Source organism: uncultured Rhodococcus sp. (genome assembly GCF_963525155.1).
GTDB lineage: Bacteria > Actinomycetota > Actinomycetes > Mycobacteriales > Mycobacteriaceae > Rhodococcus_F > Rhodococcus_F qingshengii.
In genome coordinates this window covers 1-18612 of sequence record NZ_CAURKP010000032.1, presented here as the reverse complement: position 1 = coordinate 18612, position 18612 = coordinate 1, and the positions used below count along the sequence as shown (strand labels likewise).

The following is an 18612-nucleotide window of genomic DNA, read 5'->3' as shown; positions in this document are numbered from 1 at the left end:
AGACTAGGACTAGTCGGCGTTCGCCACAGCTGGAGTCGGCGTCGTGTCGGTGGACTTTCGGTTACGACGGATCGTGAAGCCGAACAGCATGACCGCACCGATCAGCGCGTAAAGGAACAGCGTCAGAGCAGGCTGGCCGACGCCGACGTTGTTGAAGTAGACGATGCTCCGGACGCCTTCGGTGCCGGCGCCGGGTGTGATCCACCGGCCGATGGCGGCGTAGAACGAGGGAATCACGTTGGAGCCGAATGCGCCTCCCGCACTGGGATTGCCGAGGATCACGAAGACGGCGATAGCCAGCGGGACTGCCAGAACGCCGATGGCGGCGCGCAATCCGAGTGTGAACATGGCGGTGCCGAACACCACGGCTGTTCCCAGGATCCAGAGCGGGAACCAGTGGCCGGCGAAGGTTCCGAGTACGTGTGAGGTGATGAGGGCGCCGAGGGCTCCCGAGATGATCGAGTAGATCGCGATCACGCCCGTGTGTGCGCTTGCCTGGCGGAGAGTCTTCGGCGCACCGATGAACAGTCCGATGGCTGCCGCAAGGAGATAGCCGCCGACGACCCAGCCGACCGAGAGGTAGAAGCCGGAGAGGCCGCGGTTGTCGTGTGCTCCGACGGGGATCTCGTCGCGGACGACGAACTGTCGGTCCTGTGTCGCCTCGACCTTCGTGAACACCGCTTCGAGTGACGTCGCGATGGAGCTGCCGCCCGCGCTCGCGGTGATCAGGGTGTCCGGCCCGGCCGGGTTGATGACAAACGCGCCCTGGATCTCGCGGTCGTTGATCATGCGGCGAGCGGTCGCCGTGCTGTCGACCACCTGAGCGTCGAGCGGGCTGCCGTCGATGGCGTTAAGTTTGTCGGCGATCTGCTGATCCATGCCGTCCGGTGTGCCCTGATCGGCGATGACCGCGATTTCGATGTCTCGCGGAGTCGGCTGATGGAAGGCGGCGACGTAGCTGAGGATGAAGCCCATCTGCAGCAGGAGCACGCCGACGAACAGCGCGGCCATCACCTTGGGTGCGCCGTATTTCACCAGCAGATTGTCGTGGTGGTGTTCGTCGTGGGTGGAGCTGTTGTCTGGTGCGGCGTGTGCCGGATGCGTAGTGGTCACGAAAGAGTCCTGATCTTGTCGAAAGTAAAGAGCTTGTCAATACCCGAGGTATTGAATACTCTAGGTATCGTGACTGAATCTCGTCAACCGGACTGGACGCCGGTAACCCGCCCCGGACGTGACGTGGTGCGGCAAAGACTGCTCGACGCTGCGGCGGAAGAGTTTGCGGAGCGCGGATTCAGTGCTGCACGTCTCACTGAAGTTGCTCGCCGAGCGGGCTTCACCAAGGGGGCTGTCTACTCCAACTTCGAGTCGAAACAAGATCTGTTCGCCGAACTGTTCGCGCAACGGTCTCTCGAACTGGCCGGCCGTGTGCTTGCCGAGATCGCCGGGATGAACCCGGCCGACGCGGCGGGCAAAGGTGGCGAGGCCATTGCAACATGGATGGTCGACGACCCGGGGTGGTCACTGCTCGTCCTCGAATTCGGAGTGCTCGCCGGACGTGATCCGCAGATCGCTCAGGCGTACTTACGTGAGCGTCGCCACTTGCGCAGTCAACTCGTGGAGTTGATCGGTGAACGTGCCCGTGAATGGGGAGTGGACGATTCCTTCGATGTGCGGACCACTGCAATCTCGTTGATGGCCTTGATATCCGGGCTCGTTCTCGAGCACTCGGTGGATCCGGAAGAAGTTGATCAGAGCGTCATGGGTGCCGCCGTGACGGCACTCTTCGCCGGCGCCGTCGCACGGGCAGGATTGCCCGCCGTCTGAGTTGCTCGGTTGACAGGCAACGGATTTGAGAACTACCCTCTGGGTGCAGTACCTCGTTAGGTGAGGCTTCTGCACGAACACAGGCCACTGATCTCACGACGTCGAGAGACGCCCAAGGTTAGGACAGATCTCCCCGGCTTAAGGGGTGATCCAAAGTGGCTTCCTGGTCGCGATCGGGACACGTCGTGCAGTGCCAAAACTCGGACGTGGAGGTGTTTTCGCAGCTTGATGCCGGTTTCTTCCGGCGAAGGCGAGAGTACGTCGATATTCGGTTCTCCTGGCGTGTGCTGTGCGCATGTACTTGTGTGGCGTCATCGGACGCCCCGAACTTTCAGGAGGTGACCATCGTGGACGACCCGCCGAGTCGATATTCGACCCATCCTTCTGTTCTTGCCGACGATGCTCACCCCGGTCTTTTGCTCTTCAGTCACTGACTCTTTGCATCCTCGGCTTCATCTGCGCGGCTTTGCCGCGTCCGCTGACGACTTCCATTGTCGCTCAGCGCATTCTGCTGCCCTCATGCACTGGCATGGTCCGGCGTGTTCGGGCAGCCGAGGAGATTCGTCATGTCATTTTCCGTTCTCGCATTGCGGCCACGGCCCACGAGAAACAGTGCACAACAAACACCTTCAACAGTCCTGGCAAAGGAAAGCGCACAGGAATTGGTCGACTACTCGGCCTCGGACACGCGCACCGTCCTCGCCGATCTGACCACGACGGCCAACGGCCTTCGCGACGATCAGATCGACGATCTTCGTCGGCAATACGGGCGCAACGATGTCCGCCACGACCGCCCGGCGCCGGCAATCGTGCAGTTCGCGGGGGCCTTCAAGAACCCGTTCATCCTGATCCTGGTATTCCTCGCCCTGATCATGGTCGGGACCGACGTGGTCTGGGCGGACCCCGAGGACGGTCCTTCCTACGAGGGCATCATCACTCTCGGGTTGATGATCTTTGTCAGTGTCTCACTGAGGTTCTGGCAGGAATACCGTTCGAGCCGCGCCGCCGAGGCGCTCAAGGCGATGGTTACGACGACCGTCGCGGCCACCCGCAAGATCAACAACACCGTGGTCACGGCTGAGATTCCGATCGAGCAGTTACTGCCAGGTGATGTAGTCCAGCTTGCCGCCGGCGACATGATCCCGGCCGATGTCCGCATCATTCGGGCCAAGGATCTACAGGTCAATCAGTCCATGCTCAGCGGTGAATCGATGCCGGCCGAGAAGTCGGCGGACCCGTCGTCGGGGATCGACGTCGATCGGCTGCTCGAAGCCGAGAACATCGGGTTCATGGGTACTTCCGTCGTGTCGGGCAGTGGCACCGCCGTTGCGGTGCACACCGGCAAGCGGACCTACTTCGGTGCCATGACAGCACAATTGGCGTCCAAGCGACCCGAAACCAGCTTCGACGTCGGGGTGCGCAGTGTCAGCTATCTGCTGATCAAGTTCATGCTGATCATGGTTCCCGCGGTGTTCATCATCAACGGACTGACCAAGGACTGGAGCCAAGCACTACTCTTCGGCGTCGCCACCGCCGTGGGGTTGACTCCGGAAATGTTGCCGCTCATCGTGACGGCGAACCTGGCCAAGGGTGCGCTCCACATGTCGCGCAAGAAGGTGATCGTCAAGCAGATCAACGCGATTCAGAACTTCGGTGCCATGGACGTTCTGTGCACGGACAAGACCGGAACTCTCACCGAGGACCGCATCGTTCTCGGTGAGCATCTCGATACTGCCGGACGTAAGTCCGAGGACGTATTGCGGCTAGCGGCGGTCAATTCCGTGAATCAGACCGGATTGCGCAGTCTTCTCGACGACGCGGTGATCGAGGCCGCCGGTCCCGAAGTGGTCGAGGAGATCTCGCGTCGCCACGGGTTGGTGGACGAGATTCCCTTCGACTTCAAGCGCCGTCGACTCTCCGTGGTGGTCGACCACGGAGACGCCGATCTGATCGTAACCAAAGGTGCAGTGGAAGAGCTCCTTTCGATCTGTGAATCGGTGGAACTGGACGGGGTGACCCACCAATTGACACCGGGATGGCTGGCCCGAGTCGACCGTCTGGTCGCGGAGCTGAACGGTCAAGGCAAGCGAGTGCTTGCGGTGGCAACCAAGACAGTCGTCGAAGAGCAGCGCCGCGAGTACTCGACGGCCGACGAAGAGGGCATGACCCTGGTCGGGCTGCTGGCATTCCTCGACCCGCCGAAGGAATCTGCGGCCGGGGCGATCGAAGCCCTCGCGAGCCACGGAGTCGCGGTCAAGGTAGTGACGGGTGACAACGAACTGGTCGCCGAAACCGTCTGCGGCAAAGTCGGTATCGACGTGGGAACTGTTGTATCCGGCGCCGAGATCGAAGCGTTGAGCGACGACGCCCTCGACGAGTTGGTGCAGCGGACAACCGTATTCGCGAAGACAGATCCGATGCAGAAGGCACGCATTGTCGAATCGCTGCGCCGGGTCGGCCACACGGTTGGTTTCCTCGGTGACGGTGTCAACGACGCACCCGCACTGCGGGCTGCGGACGTCGGCATCTCCGTCGACACAGCGGCGGACATCGCCCGCGAATCCGCGGACATCATCTTGCTGGAGAAGGACCTCGGTGTACTCGAACAAGGAGTCATCGAAGGGCGTCGTACCTTCGGAAACATCCAGAAGTACATCAAGATGACTGCGTCGTCGAACTTCGGGAACGTCTTCTCCGTGCTCGTCGCCAGCGCCTTGCTGCCGTTCATCCCCATGATTCCCGTAGTTCTGTTGTTGCAGAACCTGATCTACGATCTCTCGATGCTCACGATCCCGTGGGACCGCGTCGACGACGACTTCCTCGCGAAGCCCCGCAAGTGGGAGACCAAGAGCCTTCGCCGGTTCATGGTGTTCATCGGCCCGATCAGTTCGATCTTCGACATCTCGACCTTCGCGCTGATGTGGTTCGTGTTCGCCGCCAACTCTCCCGAGCACGCAGCCCTGTTCCAATCGGGTTGGTTCATCGAGTCATTGATCTCGCAGACGCTGATCGTTCACATGATCCGCACCCGCAAGATCCCGTTCATCCAGTCGCGTGCATCGCTGCCGGTACTGCTCAGCACGGGCGCCGCCTGCGTCTTCGCGCTGGTGTTCCCGTTCACGTCCTGGGGTCATTCCCTCGGGTTGGTTTCACTGCCGTGGAACTACTTCCCGTGGCTGGTCCTCACTCTCGCGGCATACTGCGTCGTCACGCAGGTGGCCAAGGGAATGTTCATCCGTCGATTCGCGACCTGGCTCTAGGAGTTCACCGTGGAAATCCACGTCATCCTTGTGCGGATAGCGCTCGGGCTCGTCCTCGGCGCTGCCGTCGGGATCGAAAGGCAATGGCGCGCAAGGATGGCGGGTCTGCGAACCAACGCGTTGGTGAGCTTGGGTGCGACGCTCTTCGTCATCATGGGCGCGTACGGGTTTCAGGGCCCGGACGCTGATCCGACGCGCGTCGCAGCGCAGATCGTCTCGGGGATCGGTTTCCTCGGTGCTGGAGTGATCATGAAGCAGGGTGCGTCGGTCACCGGCCTGAACACTGCCGCCACTCTGTGGGCCACGGCCGCAGTCGGCGCACTGGCCGGCGGCGGAATGTACTGGGTCGCGGTGTTCGGTGCCGGCGCAATCATGTTGGCGAACACGCTGTTGAGGCCGTTGGGCCGGATGATGGATCACCAGCCTGCCCGAACCGGACGCGAAGAACCACCCGCGGACTACACCTTCGAGGTGACCTGTCACGGCGACGCCGAAGCTCACATCAGAGGTCTTACCGTGCAGTCCATTTCGAGGCCCGAGTTTCAGCTCCGGTCAGTGCAGTCCTTCGACATCCCGGACAGCGACCGCGTGCGGGTGGTAGCCGAACTGGCCGCAGCGGAGCGTGACGACGGACTCCTGGAATCCGCCGTCAGCCGACTTAGCCTTGAACCGTTGGTGACTCACGTTCGGTGGGAGGTGGAACCGTCGAAGTAGATTCGGGGTCGCTGTCAGTCAGCGCGCATGTTCCTGCGGCGCAAGTGAGTTCCCCGGTGCAATGTTCGCGCAGTTGGACGGTGCAGGCTTGCCGTTCAAGCGGTCGTCGACCCAGGCGAGCGCACCGGGCAGCCAGAGCATGGCGCCGAGGAAGTGGCTGATGGTGTCGTACTGGTCGTACTGAATCGCCAGGCCGGCGTCGCAGTACTTGCGTGCGAGGGTGCGGACGTCGCCCGTGATCATCACGCCGTCTCCCGCTCCGACACCGGGGCCGCCGGGTTGGGTGCCCTCGATGGTGCCGTTGGCCGCCTGCGCGATGAACATCGGAATGGTCGGTGTCGCCGCGGTGCCCATGTTGATCTTGTTCACGACATCGACGTACTCGGGAACCGTATTGGGATCGGCGTACTCGGGTTTGACCAGATCCTGCCAGGTCAGTCCGGGATACTGTGCCAGCACATTGCCGATGGACGCGTCTTCGAGTCGAGCCATGACGTCGCGTCCACGGTCGCTGAGATACTTTCCGAAATCGATGTCGTACGAACGCGCAACGCCGACGATGGCCATGCCGACGACGCCGCCCCACCCGATGCTTCCGCTCGCGTAGCGAAGGTTGTTGGCCGGATTGACCAGCACGCCGCCTTGCGCGGCACCGATCAAGTTATCGTTGATCTCCGGTGCGTACGCGGGAGCGAGGATCGAAGCCCAGTTGGTGGCGATCGCTCCGCCGGAGTACCCCATCAGCGCGATCTCTGCGTCGTCGGTGATTCCGGTTTCCGGGACATCTTTGGCCGCACGCAGAGCGTCGAGCGTCATCATCCCGTATTCGGGTCCGGCAGCGAAGTTTGCATCCGGGCCTTCGGTGTCCGGGACGACGATCGTGTAGCCGAGGGCGAAGAGCGGCCCGAACAAGGCTGCCTCGATGGACGTGAAGGTTCCGCCGACGTTGAAATTACGCCCACTCGGCGTCCAATCTCCGATCGGGGTGTTGCCCGCGATAGCCCGCGACGGACTGTCGTCGGGGTTCAGTGAATCGTAAAAGGATTGGTACGAAACAACTTTGTCCGGTTGAGCGTTGGCCGGGCGCAGGATCGAGGTGACGTTGGCCGACGGCTGACCGAGGGCGTCGGTTGATCGGTAGAGAACCTGCACTGCCTGTATCGGGGTCGGGATGTTGAGAATGGTGTACGGCACGGTGCGAGTCTCGAGGACCGCGCCTGGAGCATACGACGAGAGAGGCGCCGCGCCCTCGTAGCTGTAGAAACTGTCATCAGGGGACTGGGCAAGAGCCGGCTGCGCGAGTGCTGCCGGTGCACCGACGCCTGTCAGTGCAACCGCGAGTACTCCGACAACTGTGCGAGATAAGACCCTTGACGACATACTCGTCCTCCACATTGGTGTGCCGCGCCCCACCCTGAGATCGCGGTGTGACGACCACCATATATTACTCGCGGGTAATGTGGGGATCGGTCAGATCGGGCGCAGGCTCGAGGTCTCGGCGTAGGAAGATTTCGGAGGGCTCGCCTGGGAGTAAAAGAACTCCCGCGTCGGTGTATCCCATTGCGCGATAGAAGTTCTGGGCTGATTCGTCGGCGAGTGTGGAGGTGAGGACCTGCGAGTGTCCCGCGCGGCTCATGCGTTTTTCCCAATCTGTGACCAAAGCGCGCCCGATGCCTTGGCCGCGGTTCGAAGACAGGACGGTCAGCATGTTCATGAACGGAATCTCGTCCCAGAACAAGCCCCAGCGCAGCCAGCCGATTGGATTACCGTTGTCCTCGGCGACGAGTATCCGGCCGCGTTGGATCACTGACGCGAGTTCCTCGGCTGCGATGTGTGAGTCGTGCTCACGTAAGAACGGCAAGTCTGTCTGCGCTGCGACGCGAATGTTCATCACAGAAGTCAGTATCGCCGTTCAGTCGGAGTTGATGGCGTTCGGCTTGGACAGGTAGACGACTCCGGGGATGTGGCTGGGGTCCGGCGGCAATTGGGAGTAGCCCGCTCGGGTGTACAGGCGAATGTTCCGCACGCTCTTGCTTCCGGTGAACAGCTCGAAACTTGTGGTGTGCTCCGGAGCGTTCTGTTCCACGTGTTGCAAGAGGCGTCGGCCGAGGCCGTTGCCCGCCAAGTCCGGCGCCACCATGAGGCGCCCTATCTGCCATGCGGTTCCGTCCGCGGTTCCTCGCACGGCCCCGACGAGCCGTCCGCCGCGTCGTGCGGCCCAGACCGTCGACTGCTGAACCCAGGCTCGGACCGTGGGTAGGTCCTCGTGGAGCGGGGGTATGTCCATGCTGTTGTTCGAGATTGCTTCCGAGACCCAGCAACAGCGTTGTAGAACAAGGATTTCCGCGGCGTCCTCGTCCGTTGCGCGCTCTATGACTATCTCGTTCATTGTCAGTCTTCGTTGTCGACTTGTTCTTCACGAGGGAGATCGGACGCCTTCGGGGCGGCGGGGACCCATTCACGGAGCGGTTGAACGACTTCGGAGTAGAAGATTTCGGCCGAACTGGTCACACTGTTGATGAAACTCGCAGCAGTACCCGAACGCTTGCTGCCGAGTGTGAAGGACTGTGTCAGTACGAATGAACTGAGTTGGCCGCCTTGACTGTCTGTCAACAGACGTGGCGTTGTGCGCGCGGATGCAACGGTCTCGCAAGTCGACGAGGCCGGGCCGGTGAACAACGCTTCGACCAACAATTCGGCAGGAGCATTCTTCAACTGACGCAAAACCCAGGTGACTCGTTTTCCCGAAGTGCCTTCGTCTGGTGCAGAAACCGTTGTACTGCAGCTCACTTTGTTGGTTCTCAAATCAGCAGTAACCCGTAGCTCTCCGGCTGCGTCGGGGATTCGGAGGGTGGCGCTGAAGGTGCCGTCGTTCGCCAATTCGTTGACCGTCAGCGCGGTACGCGCATCCGCATCGTTGACCACCCGACGGGGCAACACGTGTTTGACGACGACACCGAGATCTGCAGTGAACCGCAGCGCAAGGTTCCGCGCGAGCGCGATCCACGACTGAGCGACCGCCGCTGCCTTCGGATCTCCAGGACGTAGAGTTCCGGCGCTCACGGAATCGCGTATCGATACCCAGTGCCGACCCATGTCGACGAACTCCGCGGCCCCGGACTTGGGATGTTCGATGTACCGGAGAAATTCGCTGAGAATCCAACCTTGCAGCGGATTGTCGATTCCGCCGTGCGAGAGCACCATCCGAGCCTCGTGGATGACTTCTGCCCAAGAGAGATGCCGCAGCGCAACTTTGGTGAGCTTGCGCTTGTCCACCTCGACGGGTAATTCGCCGGCGCCGGCAGGCAAGTCGTTGGAGAGGCTGATCACGACGTCGTACTTGTTCTTCTTGGCGACGTCGAGATAGTTTTCGAGCTGCTCTCGGGTATGGGTGCCTGCTCCAGTCTTTGCCTCGAGCAAGCCGGTCCAGAGCCGGCTTCCGCGGGCGATGCGCCACACCGCATCCGGGATCACCCGAGATTCACCTTTGACGTAGGGAACTTCGACATAGCCCTCGAACGAGCCGGCCGGCGCGCCCACGCGGGACGAAACCGCCCGCGCAAACAATGGAACCGCTTGCATCGTGGAAACCAATGCCGACGTTGTGCGTCGTTCTTGTTCCTCACCGGTTCCGACGCCGATCACCGAGAAGAGTCGTGCAGGTTGCCAGGCCTCGGACTCTGCGTGCTTGAATTCGGGTAGTGGGGCTTTCTTGGGCACCGGCTTCGCTGTACGAACACCACGCTGTCGGACGGGCTTCGCGGGCGTTGAGGGCTCTGTGACTGACGGTTCCTGTTCCGATATCGGTTGGATTGCCTCGAGCTCAGGTGACCCAGGCTCCTCGACGGGGGCATCCTCACTCACGTCGACTCCGAAGTCTTCGGCGAGCCCGGCGAGGCCTGATGCCCAACCTTGGCCGATTGCGCGAAGTTTCCACTTCCCGCTACGTCGATAGACCTGGCCGAAGACGAATGCGGTTTCGGTGGACGCGTCGGCGGTGACGTATTCGGCGATAGGAGAGCCACCGGAATCAACCAGTTGGAGCGCAAGTTTGCCGAGGTCGCCGAAAGAGCCGGTGTCGACGCTGCCTATCAAAGCGATCGCGTCGACCTGATCGGGTACAGCAGCGAGGTGGACGAGGAGGCGCTCGTGCGGACCGGATTCGGCTTCGCGGCGGCCGAGATAGCGAACCGAGCCGTCAGCAGATTCCTGTTGGTTGTAGAAGACGAAGTCCGCGTCGGACCTGACTTTTCCGTCGGCACCCAGAAGCAATGCCGAGGCATCGACACCGAATTCCGTATTGTCCCAGGTGATCACGATGTCGATCTGATCGAGTTCGTCGGGGAGCTCGATGTTCTGGCCTTTGGACAGAAATTGGTCTTCCACGAATTTCCCCTCATCGCTGTGCACAGTCGGATTTCGCATCTTGATTGTCCAGGGGCAGATCGAATTTTGTGTGGTTTCGAATCCGCAGGGCAATTGTTCAGCCGCAGGCTGAATTTGGCGCGCGGCTGAACAATTGGCGCGCGGCTGGGAATGCAGAGAGTTTCAATTCAGGCATAACAAACAAAACGCCCGCAACCAATTGGTCGCGGGCGTTTCGTGAAAAAGAACGTCAGACAGTTGCCGGAGTGTTCTCGTCCAACTTCGGATCTGCGTTCGCGATTCGCTTGTTGCGAATGAGGCTGCTGATGAAAGCAGCGCCGATCAAGAAGACACCGACCAGGCCGGTGATGATCTCGTTGATGTGAACGCCGATGGACACCATCAAGATGACGGCCAGAGCGCCGATGGCCCAGTGCGCACCGTGCTCGAGGTAGACGTAATCGGAGAGCGTGCCCTTGCGGACCAGGAAGACCGTGATGGAACGGACGAACATCGCGCCGACGAAGCCGAGGCCGAGGGCGATGATGATCGGGTCTGCCGTGATGGCGAATGCGCCGATGACGCCGTCGAACGAGAAGGACGCGTCGAGGACCTCGAGGTAGAGGAACAGGAAGAAGCCGGCCTTACCGGTCGCCTTCGCGAGCTGCGTGGGGCCGCCGGACTTGGCGGTTTCTTCCTCTTCGCCTTCTTCCGGCAGATTGAACAGTTCACCCAAGCCGTTGACCGCGATGTAGGTGATCATGCCCAGAACGCCCGAGATCATGACGGTGGAGACCTTGTCGTCAGCGGCGAGGAACGAACCACTCAGTACCAGGACGATGCCGGCCACGACGACGGAGAGCTGATCGAGCTTGCCGATGCGAGCGAGGGGCTTCTCGAGCCAAGACAGCCAGGTGATCTCACGCTCTTCGAAGATGAAACCGAGGAAGAGCATCAGCAGGAACATGCCACCGAAGGCAGCGATCTGCGGGTGAGCGTCCGTGAGGATGGTTTCGTAGCTCGGCTCGTTCGTGCCGGGGAAGTACGCTGCACCGTCCGGCGGCGGGTTGAGCGCGAGGTCGAGTGCAGCAACGGGTCCGAGACCGGATGCAGCCCAGACGATCACGAGTGGGAACACCAGACGCATACCGAAGACGGCGATGATGACGCCGATGGTGAGGAAGATCTTCTGCCAGAATTCACTCATTCTTTGCAGAACAGTGGCGTTGATGACGGCGTTGTCGAAGGAAAGCGAGATTTCCAGAATCGACAGGATGATGACGAGGAACAGTGCCTCGGGTCCGCCGTAGATGAACGCAACGATCATCGCGAGGATCGAAATTGCGATGGATAAACCGAATATTCGCAGTACCACGGAGCGTGGCCCTTTCTAGTTGGTCAATGCAGAGTGGTTACTGCAAGCGGTCTCTCACCGCATCCGAACGTGAAAACGGGGAGGGTTCCACAGACTACTGCGGAACCTTCCCCGAGTCAGCTCGTCGAGAGCGAAGATCAGACGTTGACGCCGTAATCGCGCGCGATGCCCGCGAGGCCGGACGCGTAGCCCTGGCCGATTGCGCGGAACTTCCACTCTGCACCGTTGCGGTACAGCTCACCGAAGACCATGGCGGTCTCGGTGGAAGCGTCCTCGGAGAGGTCGTAACGAGCGAGCTCGTTGCCGTTCGACTTGTCGACGACGCGGATGTACGCGTTGCGGACCTGGCCGAAGGACTGCGAGCGAGCTTCTGCGTCGTAGATCGAGACGGGGAAGACAACGCTCTCGACCTCGGCGGGAACCGCTGCGAGGTTCACGTCGATCTGCTCGTCGTCGCCTTCGCCTTCGCCGTCCGTGTTGTCACCCTTGTGCTCGATCGAGCCGTCGGGCGAACGGAGGTTGTTGAAGAAGATGAAGTGCTGGTCGGAGAGGACCTTCTTGTTCGAGCCTGCGCCGATTGCGCTGGCGTCGAGGTCGAAAGCAGCTCCGGTGGTGGAACGCGCGTCCCAGCCCAGGCCGACGACCACTGCAGTCAGGTTCGGGGCCTCCTTCGTGAGAGAGACATTGCCGCCTTTGGTCAAGCTGACGCCCATTCAGGGGTCCTTTCAAGAGGAGAGACAAGGCCCACTACGACGCGAAGTCGTCTTGGGAGTGTGTTTACCTCCACCACCCTAACCGCAGTTCCGGTGTGTTCGCCGTAACAGCAGAATTACGAACCGAGAAGCGAAGTGCTGGACCCGTAGGATTCAATCGTGGTGGGAAGATGGTCGGAGCGCTTCAATCGGGGGGCAAGAGTGGGGGAGTCGGTCAGTCGTGCGCGGGAGGCGCAGACGGCCATGGTTTCGGCGTTCCTCGACATGGACAAGCGGCAGACCATCGCGTCGGCAGCAGTCGACGCTTCCGCCGAGCTGTACCCCGAGCGAGGGCTGCGCGCTGCGTGGGAACCCGTTCGGGATCGGTGCTTCCAGGCTGCGTCGGACTACCTCGACACATCCGAGCGCTATGGCAACGATCAGGTACTTCACCAGAACCCGAACGGTGCTCGGGTGGCATTCGAAAAGTCGGTAGCCGAACTCGTCGAGGCGGCGAAGGGCGTCGACGCCTTCTACAACGGGCATCGTGCGCACCTCGAGCAGGCGACGGTCACGATGTCCGCCATTCCCGTCCTCGGCCAGCAGGCCCGAACCCTGGCGAACGCCGTCCGGGAAAAACTGGCTGCCACCGATCAGCGCTATCGCGAGTACCCGTCGGTGGTGACGGCCTCCGAACACCTCGACGACGCGGTTGCAGCGCTCGACAATGCGCGCTCATCCGGTCGCGCCGACGCAGTCCGCACGCGGGCCGAGAGTGTCCGCGAAGCGGTATCGGCGCTCGAGGAAGCATTGGCAGAAGCCCCGTCGACCCAGCACCGTGCCGAGATGACGATTTCCTCGGTCTCGACCAGGTTGTCGGCAGTGCGCACTCGAGTGGACCGCCTGGATCCGGCGTACTCCGCATTGCTGCGCGAGTTCAACGCCGCGAGTTCCGCTGACCTCGTCGACAACAGCAGTCGCAGCCGAGCACATATCGATCAGGCCGACATCGATCTCAAGGAAGCGAAGCAGTCGTTGGCTGCGGGAAACCCCGAACATGCACTGGCTTTGATGGCCGAAGCCCGCGTGCACCTCGCCGACGCCGAAGCGTGTGCCGACGCCGTGACGGACCGTCTCGCTACTCTGCGTGCAGTTCGGGCAGATCCGAGCCAAAAGGAACGTGAGGTTCGTTTCCGGCTGAAAGACGCCCAGATGTTCGCTGTTAACCAAGGGTTGGTGGCGGAGTGGGGCTCTGTACTCGATGCTCAACTAGCAAGGATCGAGCGAGCGAGTGCGTCACTGTCGGGAACTCATCCGGACTACTGGTCGTATGTATTACAGCTGGACTCGGTATCGACGTTCATCACCGAAGTTGTCGAGAAGATGCGGGCGCGAGCCGGCAAAAACTGAATGGTCGGGCCGATCGGGGGATCGGAGTTGCCCGACGCGTTGTCACAGGGGGTCGTTTCATGGACTTGATTGCGGTTACAGAGAGAAGAGAAATGCAGCACTTTCAACATCTCGAGGATGACGTGCGGGAGCAACTGTTCCTGCATGCGCCTCGATCGTTCGCGGATTCCGACGAGAGGGATCTGCTCGCGATTGCTCTGGGTGCAACTCTCTACGTTCCTGCCACCCGGGCCGGGTTGGCCGACATCGTGTCCAAGCGTGCGTCCGAGGGCGTCAGTTCGATGGTGCTCGATCTCGAGGATGCCGTCGCCGATCACGAGGTCGAATCGGCGCGAGCGAACGCGGTCGAAGCTCTCGACAAGATCGCGTCCACCGACGCCGTCGGCATGCTGTTGTTCGTGCGGGTTCGTGAAGTCGCGGACATCCACAAGGTCGCCGCGTCGTTGACCGAGGGGCGCGCCGCGCTCACCGGGTTCGTCATCCCCAAGTTCGGCAGCGAGTCCGGCCCCGTGTTTCTCGACGCCGTCGCGGACGCATCCGAGTTGCTGGGCAAGCATCTCTACGCGATGCCGGTACTCGAATCACCCGCGCTTGTGCACCGCGATACTCGCGATCTCGAATTGCGCACCATCAGTGGGATTCTCGCGCAACACCGCGATCGAATCCTTGCCGTCCGCATCGGCGCCACCGACATGTGCAGCACCTTCGGCATCCGTCGTGACCGCGATCTGACCATCTACGACGTGCGCGTGGTGGTCGACGTCATCGCCGACATCGTCAACTATCTCGGGCGCGCGGACGGTTCGGGTTTTGTCATCACCGGGCCCGTGTGGGAGTACTTCGCCGATCACGAACGCATGTTCCGGCCGATGCTGCGCGCCACCCCGTTCGAGGAACACGACGCCGTCCGGTTCCGTCAGCATCTCGTCAGCCGCGACCTCGACGGTCTGCTCCGTGAGATCGCGCTGGACCGAGCCAACGGAATCCAGGGCAAGACGGTCATCCACCCGTCGCACGTCGCAGCGGTCAATGCATTGTCCGCCGTCACGCACGAGGAATATCACGATGCCCTCGACATTCTCGGTGCCGACGCCGGGGGAGTTCAGGCGTCCGGCTACCGGAACAAGATGAACGAGATGAAGCCGCACCGCAATTGGGCCCATCAGACTGCGCTCCGAGCTCACGTGTTCGGTGTGACCAACAAGGGAATCACGTTCGTCGAGTTGCTGACGGCGTTGGTCGATCGATGACAGAGGTTGTCCAGTCCCGGGACGTTCCCTGGGCTACAGCAGAATTCGGCTTGGACCTCGTTCACGGTGATTCGTCACTCGGGCATTCGGTGCCCGATCTGGTGATCCCGGGACTTCGGCGGAATCCGCGTCGCGCTCACCTGCTGGTGTCCACTGTGCTGGGAAAGCACGTGCCCACCGAGCCGTCCGTGGTCATCGGTGCTGCCGACGACCTCGGCGATCTGGTGCGGACAACCCTCGGTGAGGGTGTCGACGTCGTCGTGCTCGGGTTTGCCGAAACCGCAACAGGTTTGGGTCATTGCGTTGCGGCCCGTCTGCGCGCTCACTGCTACCTGCACTCGACTCGTCGCGACGTACCAGGTGCTACGACGCTCGCCGGGTTCGAGGAGGGGCACTCGCACGCCACGAGCCATCTGATGCAGCCGACGTCCGCCGAACTGTTCGAGAACGACCTGCCTCTGGTCCTCGTCGACGACGAGATCTCCACCGGCGCCACCGCGATCGATGCCATCCGGGCGCTGCACGGGCAATGCCCGCGAAGCCGCTACGTCGTGGCCTCGCTGGTGGACATGAGAACCGAGGAACACCGAGTCGCCGGCGAAGCCGCGGCGGCAGAGTTGAATGTACGAATCGACTACGTCTCTCTCGCTTCGGGTTCGACGGTCCTGCCCGACGGCCTGACCGAGCGCGTCACGGCGCTGGATGCTCCGGATCTGAATCCGATCGGTGACCGCCGCGGCACGCTGTCTCAGATGGATCTGCCGTGGCCGGCACATGTCCCCGACGGTGGCAGGCACGGCTTTCTCGACGGCGACACCGCGGCATTCGAGTCAGCCGTCGAGGCAGCGGTGTCCATTCTCAAATCGTCGATCGACGCGTCGCGTGCTGTGATCGTGATCGGTCACGAGGAGTTGATGTACCTGCCACTGCGCATCGCTGCAGGCTTGGAAAGCTCTGGGCGAGCGGTTCGGTACCAGACCACAACTCGCTCACCCGCGTACGTCGTCGACGTGCCGGGATACCCGCTGCGTCGCGGGTTCACCTTTCCGGCACCCGAACTGGGTGAGAACGACCCTCGATACGTCTACAACGCGCAGTGGCCTGATGCGGCGGTCGACGCCCTTGCGTTGCTGGTCATCGACGAGCCCGCAGACACCGATCGGTTGACGGCGATGGACGGAGTGATCGAGGTGTTGCGGAACTCCGGCACCGACGTCCTGGTCGCCACCGTTCGCGGGGCCGATCCGTCGGCGCTGCGAGAATCCAGAGCAGGGAGCTCGTCATGAACGAACCATTGGTCGGGCCCGAATTCGGTTCGTACGCGCCGGGCGAAGTGAAGTGGCTGCTCAAGGATCTTTCGCACGTGGATCTCGAAGCGGATGTATCCGTGCGCGAGAAGCGTATTCAGTCGGGTGAGGCGCACTATGCCGAGTCTCTTCCCATCGAGTACCAACCCGATCAGGCATACCGGGATCTTTTCGAGACGGTGCTCGCCGAGAGCGCTCCACGGTTGGCGCGCGCTGTCGGGACCGTGATGGACCTGGTCTTGGCCGAGCGGGGGAGTGACATCACGCTGGTCTCACTCGCCCGGGCCGGAACACCGATCGGGATTCTGATGCGGCGCTGGGCCCAGCAGACCCGCGGGTTGACGTTGCCGCACTACGCGGTGTCCATCGTCCGTGGCAAAGGAATCGATTCCGTCGCACTCGATTATCTTGCGCACCATCACGACTCGGAGAACGTCGTCTTCGTCGACGGCTGGACGGGCAAGGGCGCCATCGCCCGCGAACTCGACGCAGCGTTGACGGAGTACCACGAGGCAGGCGGAGCGAAGTTCGACTCCGATCTGGCTGTTCTCGCCGACCCCGGACACTGCGTGCGAACGTACGGGACCCGTGACGACTTCCTGATCGCATCGGCGTGCCTCAATTCGACGGTGTCCGGCTTGGTCTCACGAACTGTCCTCAACGACACCCTCATCGGGCCCGGCGATTTCCACGGCGCCAAGTTCTACGCCGACCTCGCCGACGTCGACGTTTCCAACAGGTTGCTCGACGTGGTCTCGGCCGAGTTCGATTCGGTTCGCGGCGACGCAGCGGATTCTCTTGCTGCAGTGCTCGATTCCGATCGGACGCCGACCTGGGCCGGTTGGGAGTCGGTGGAGAAGGTGCAGGCCGAGTACGGGATCTCGACGGTCAACTTCGTCAAACCCGGTGTCGGAGAAACAACCAGGGTGCTGCTGCGCCGGCTTCCCTGGAAGGTTCTGGTGCGCGAACTCGAAGCCCCGGAGCACGCGCACATCCGGTTGTTGGCACAGGCCCGTGGGGTCCCGGTCGAGGTCGTCCCGGATCTTGCCTACTCGTGTGTCGGCCTGATCAAGGACATCACGTGAGCCGTGTGGACACCGCTGCGTCCCAGGTCCTGATCGCCACGGATCTGGACCGCACGATGATCTATTCGCAGGCCGCGATCGGCGGCGATCCCAGTGGCTCCGACCTGGATTCGGCACCGAGCCCGCTGTGCGTCGAGTACTACAACGGCGGTCCGCTCTCGCACATGAGCGTCGAATCGATCGAACTGCTGATTGCGCTCAGCTCGCGGGTTCCGGTGATTCCGACGACGACCAGGACCATTGCGCAGTTCCAGCGGATCGATCTTCCGGGCGGACCGTGGAAGTACGCGATCACGAGCAACGGCGGAAACATCCTGGTGGACGGCGAAGCCGATCGCGACTGGCGAAACGAGATCGACCGGTCGACCCGTAAGGCCGGCGCCGAGTTGCCGCAGGTTCAGGCCGAACTGGAATCGCGGATCGACTCGAGCTGGGTCAGCTCCATTCGTGTTGCCGACGACCTGTTTCCATACCTGGTCGTCGATCTGGCCGTGATGCCGAGTGAATTCGAAACCGAATGGAATCACTGGTGCGTGACGCGGGGCTGGAATGTTTCGCGTCAAGGCCGGAAGATCTACACGATGCCCGACGCCGTGTCGAAGTCACGAGCGCTGGCAGAGGTGCGCCGCAGACTGGTCGAGTCGGGTGATCTGGATCAGTCCGCCGTCGTGATGTCGGCTGGTGACGGCGCATTGGATGCGGACATGCTCGAATACTCCGATTTCGCGATCAGGCCCAGGCACGGTGAGCTGGAAGAACTGAATTGGCAACGGCCGACCGTTACTGTGACAGAAAGGTCCGGTATCGCAGCGAGCGCGGAGATCTTGCGGTGGTTCTCTTCCGCGCTCGGGTAATACACGCTCTCTATGAAGGGGATTTAGTTGTCTGTATCGCTTGCCAAAGGGCAGAACGGCCCGCTGGACGTCTCGGATGTAGTTGTCTCGGTTCAGCTGGCTGCGGCCGCTGACCTGTCTGCACTCCTCGTGACGAGCAACGGAAAAGTTCGTTCCGACGCCGACTTCGTCTTCTTCAACCAGCCGACCGGACCCGGCGTGCAATTGGTACCCAACCCGGGTGGCATTGCCTCACTCCGAGTCTCACTCGCCGGCGTACCCGCCGATATCGAGCAGGTTCGCGCCGTCATCACGCTCGACGACGCTTCGTCGAACTTCGGGCGCACTGCTGCACCGACCGCTCGGGTCTCCGATGCGGCCGGGAACGTGTTGTACGAGTACGTGATCGACGGCCTCACCACCGAGTCCATCGTCATCGCGCTCGAGGTGTACCGACGCCAGGGTGCGTGGAAGGTGCGCGCCGTCGGCCAGGGGTA

16 protein-coding genes and 1 riboswitch are annotated in these 18612 nt (G+C 61.9%); of the genes, 9 read left to right on the top strand and 7 right to left on the bottom strand.

Annotation, left to right across the window (positions count from 1 at the left end):
- Positions 1-9: 9 nt before the first annotated feature.
- Positions 10-1113 carry a membrane protein gene (locus tag RWT78_RS09885; RefSeq protein ID WP_003941129.1) on the bottom strand — a complete coding sequence of 368 codons (1104 nt, stop codon included), beginning with the start codon at positions 1111-1113 and terminating at the stop codon, positions 10-12.
- Between the two features lie 126 nt (positions 1114-1239).
- On the opposite strand from RWT78_RS09885, the gene RWT78_RS09880 reads away from it, so the two are divergent.
- The 3 genes from RWT78_RS09880 to RWT78_RS09870 all read left to right on the top strand — a co-directional run bounded on the left by RWT78_RS09880 (position 1240) and on the right by RWT78_RS09870 (position 5798).
- Positions 1240-1824, top strand: coding sequence for a TetR/AcrR family transcriptional regulator (locus RWT78_RS09880; protein ID WP_029254386.1), 585 nt, complete (start codon positions 1240-1242; stop codon positions 1822-1824).
- A 45-nt stretch (positions 1825-1869) separates the two neighbouring features.
- Positions 1870-2043: riboswitch (M-box (ykoK) riboswitch) on the top strand.
- A gap of 347 nt (positions 2044-2390) precedes the next feature.
- Positions 2391-5084, top strand: a complete 2694-nt coding sequence (mgtA, locus tag RWT78_RS09875; RefSeq protein ID WP_314675491.1) for a magnesium-translocating P-type ATPase — start codon at positions 2391-2393, stop codon at positions 5082-5084.
- 9 nt (positions 5085-5093) lie between these two features.
- Positions 5094-5798: an MgtC/SapB family protein gene (locus RWT78_RS09870; RefSeq protein WP_003941187.1), complete on the top strand. Its 705-nt coding sequence runs from the start codon at positions 5094-5096 to the stop codon at positions 5796-5798.
- An 18-nt stretch (positions 5799-5816) separates the two neighbouring features.
- On the opposite strand, the gene RWT78_RS09865 is transcribed toward RWT78_RS09870, so the two are convergent.
- The 6 genes from RWT78_RS09865 to RWT78_RS09840 all read right to left on the bottom strand — a co-directional run bounded on the left by RWT78_RS09865 (position 5817) and on the right by RWT78_RS09840 (position 12251).
- Complete coding sequence (locus RWT78_RS09865; protein WP_314675490.1) at positions 5817-7178, bottom strand: lipase family protein; 1362 nt, start codon at positions 7176-7178, stop codon at positions 5817-5819.
- Between the two features lie 64 nt (positions 7179-7242).
- Positions 7243-7689 carry a GNAT family N-acetyltransferase gene (locus tag RWT78_RS09860; protein WP_256520695.1) on the bottom strand — a complete coding sequence of 149 codons (447 nt, stop codon included), beginning with the start codon at positions 7687-7689 and terminating at the stop codon, positions 7243-7245.
- Between the two features lie 21 nt (positions 7690-7710).
- Complete coding sequence (locus RWT78_RS09855) at positions 7711-8187, bottom strand: GNAT family N-acetyltransferase (protein ID WP_084326123.1); 477 nt, start codon at positions 8185-8187, stop codon at positions 7711-7713.
- A 2-nt stretch (positions 8188-8189) separates the two neighbouring features.
- Complete coding sequence (locus RWT78_RS09850) at positions 8190-10184, bottom strand: TerD family protein (protein ID WP_042922784.1); 1995 nt, start codon at positions 10182-10184, stop codon at positions 8190-8192.
- Positions 10185-10413: 229 nt separating this feature from the next.
- Positions 10414-11538 carry a DUF475 domain-containing protein gene (locus tag RWT78_RS09845; protein ID WP_054781742.1) on the bottom strand — a complete coding sequence of 375 codons (1125 nt, stop codon included), beginning with the start codon at positions 11536-11538 and terminating at the stop codon, positions 10414-10416.
- A gap of 137 nt (positions 11539-11675) precedes the next feature.
- Positions 11676-12251, bottom strand: coding sequence for a TerD family protein (locus tag RWT78_RS09840; protein WP_003941199.1), 576 nt, complete (start codon positions 12249-12251; stop codon positions 11676-11678).
- A gap of 243 nt (positions 12252-12494) precedes the next feature.
- Between RWT78_RS09840 and RWT78_RS09835 the strand changes: the two genes are divergently transcribed.
- From RWT78_RS09835 to RWT78_RS09810, 6 genes are all read left to right on the top strand, one after another.
- Positions 12495-13640, top strand: a complete 1146-nt coding sequence (locus RWT78_RS09835; RefSeq protein ID WP_064233754.1) for a hypothetical protein — start codon at positions 12495-12497, stop codon at positions 13638-13640.
- Between the two features lie 92 nt (positions 13641-13732).
- The gene (locus RWT78_RS09830) at positions 13733-14890 is read left to right on the top strand and encodes an HpcH/HpaI aldolase/citrate lyase family protein (RefSeq protein ID WP_037129307.1); all 1158 of its coding nucleotides are present in this window, start codon (positions 13733-13735) and stop codon (positions 14888-14890) included.
- Positions 14887-16176 (top strand): phosphoribosyltransferase family protein, encoded by a 1290-nt coding sequence (locus tag RWT78_RS09825; RefSeq protein WP_314675489.1) that lies wholly within the window; start codon positions 14887-14889, stop codon positions 16174-16176. The genes RWT78_RS09830 and RWT78_RS09825 overlap by 4 nt, the downstream gene beginning before the upstream one ends.
- Positions 16173-17282, top strand: coding sequence for a cysteine protease StiP family protein (locus RWT78_RS09820; RefSeq protein ID WP_003941082.1), 1110 nt, complete (start codon positions 16173-16175; stop codon positions 17280-17282). Before RWT78_RS09825 ends, RWT78_RS09820 begins: the two co-directional genes overlap by 4 nt.
- A 56-nt stretch (positions 17283-17338) precedes the next feature.
- Positions 17339-18136, top strand: coding sequence for an HAD family hydrolase (locus tag RWT78_RS09815; RefSeq protein WP_050793979.1), 798 nt, complete (start codon positions 17339-17341; stop codon positions 18134-18136).
- 27 nt (positions 18137-18163) lie between these two features.
- A partial coding sequence (locus RWT78_RS09810; RefSeq protein ID WP_314675488.1) for a TerD family protein occupies positions 18164-18612 on the top strand: 449 nt, incomplete at its 3' end.

Excerpts from the sequence above, each read along its gene's own strand:
- mgtA (WP_314675491.1), top strand. The coding sequence starts at position 2,391 with ATGTCATTTTCCGTTCTCGCATTGCGGCCACGGCCCACGAGAAACAGT.
- RWT78_RS09865 (WP_314675490.1), bottom strand. The coding sequence starts at position 7,178 with ATGTCGTCAAGGGTCTTATCTCGCACAGTTGTCGGAGTACTCGCGGTT.
- RWT78_RS09860 (WP_256520695.1), bottom strand. The coding sequence starts at position 7,689 with ATGAACATTCGCGTCGCAGCGCAGACAGACTTGCCGTTCTTACGTGAG.
- RWT78_RS09855 (WP_084326123.1), bottom strand. The coding sequence starts at position 8,187 with ATGAACGAGATAGTCATAGAGCGCGCAACGGACGAGGACGCCGCGGAA.
- RWT78_RS09840 (WP_003941199.1), bottom strand. The coding sequence starts at position 12,251 with ATGGGCGTCAGCTTGACCAAAGGCGGCAATGTCTCTCTCACGAAGGAG.
- RWT78_RS09835 (WP_064233754.1), top strand. The coding sequence starts at position 12,495 with ATGGTTTCGGCGTTCCTCGACATGGACAAGCGGCAGACCATCGCGTCG.
- RWT78_RS09830 (WP_037129307.1), top strand. The coding sequence starts at position 13,733 with ATGCAGCACTTTCAACATCTCGAGGATGACGTGCGGGAGCAACTGTTC.
- RWT78_RS09825 (WP_314675489.1), top strand. The coding sequence starts at position 14,887 with ATGACAGAGGTTGTCCAGTCCCGGGACGTTCCCTGGGCTACAGCAGAA.
- RWT78_RS09820 (WP_003941082.1), top strand. The coding sequence starts at position 16,173 with ATGAACGAACCATTGGTCGGGCCCGAATTCGGTTCGTACGCGCCGGGC.
- RWT78_RS09815 (WP_050793979.1), top strand. The coding sequence starts at position 17,339 with ATGATCTATTCGCAGGCCGCGATCGGCGGCGATCCCAGTGGCTCCGAC.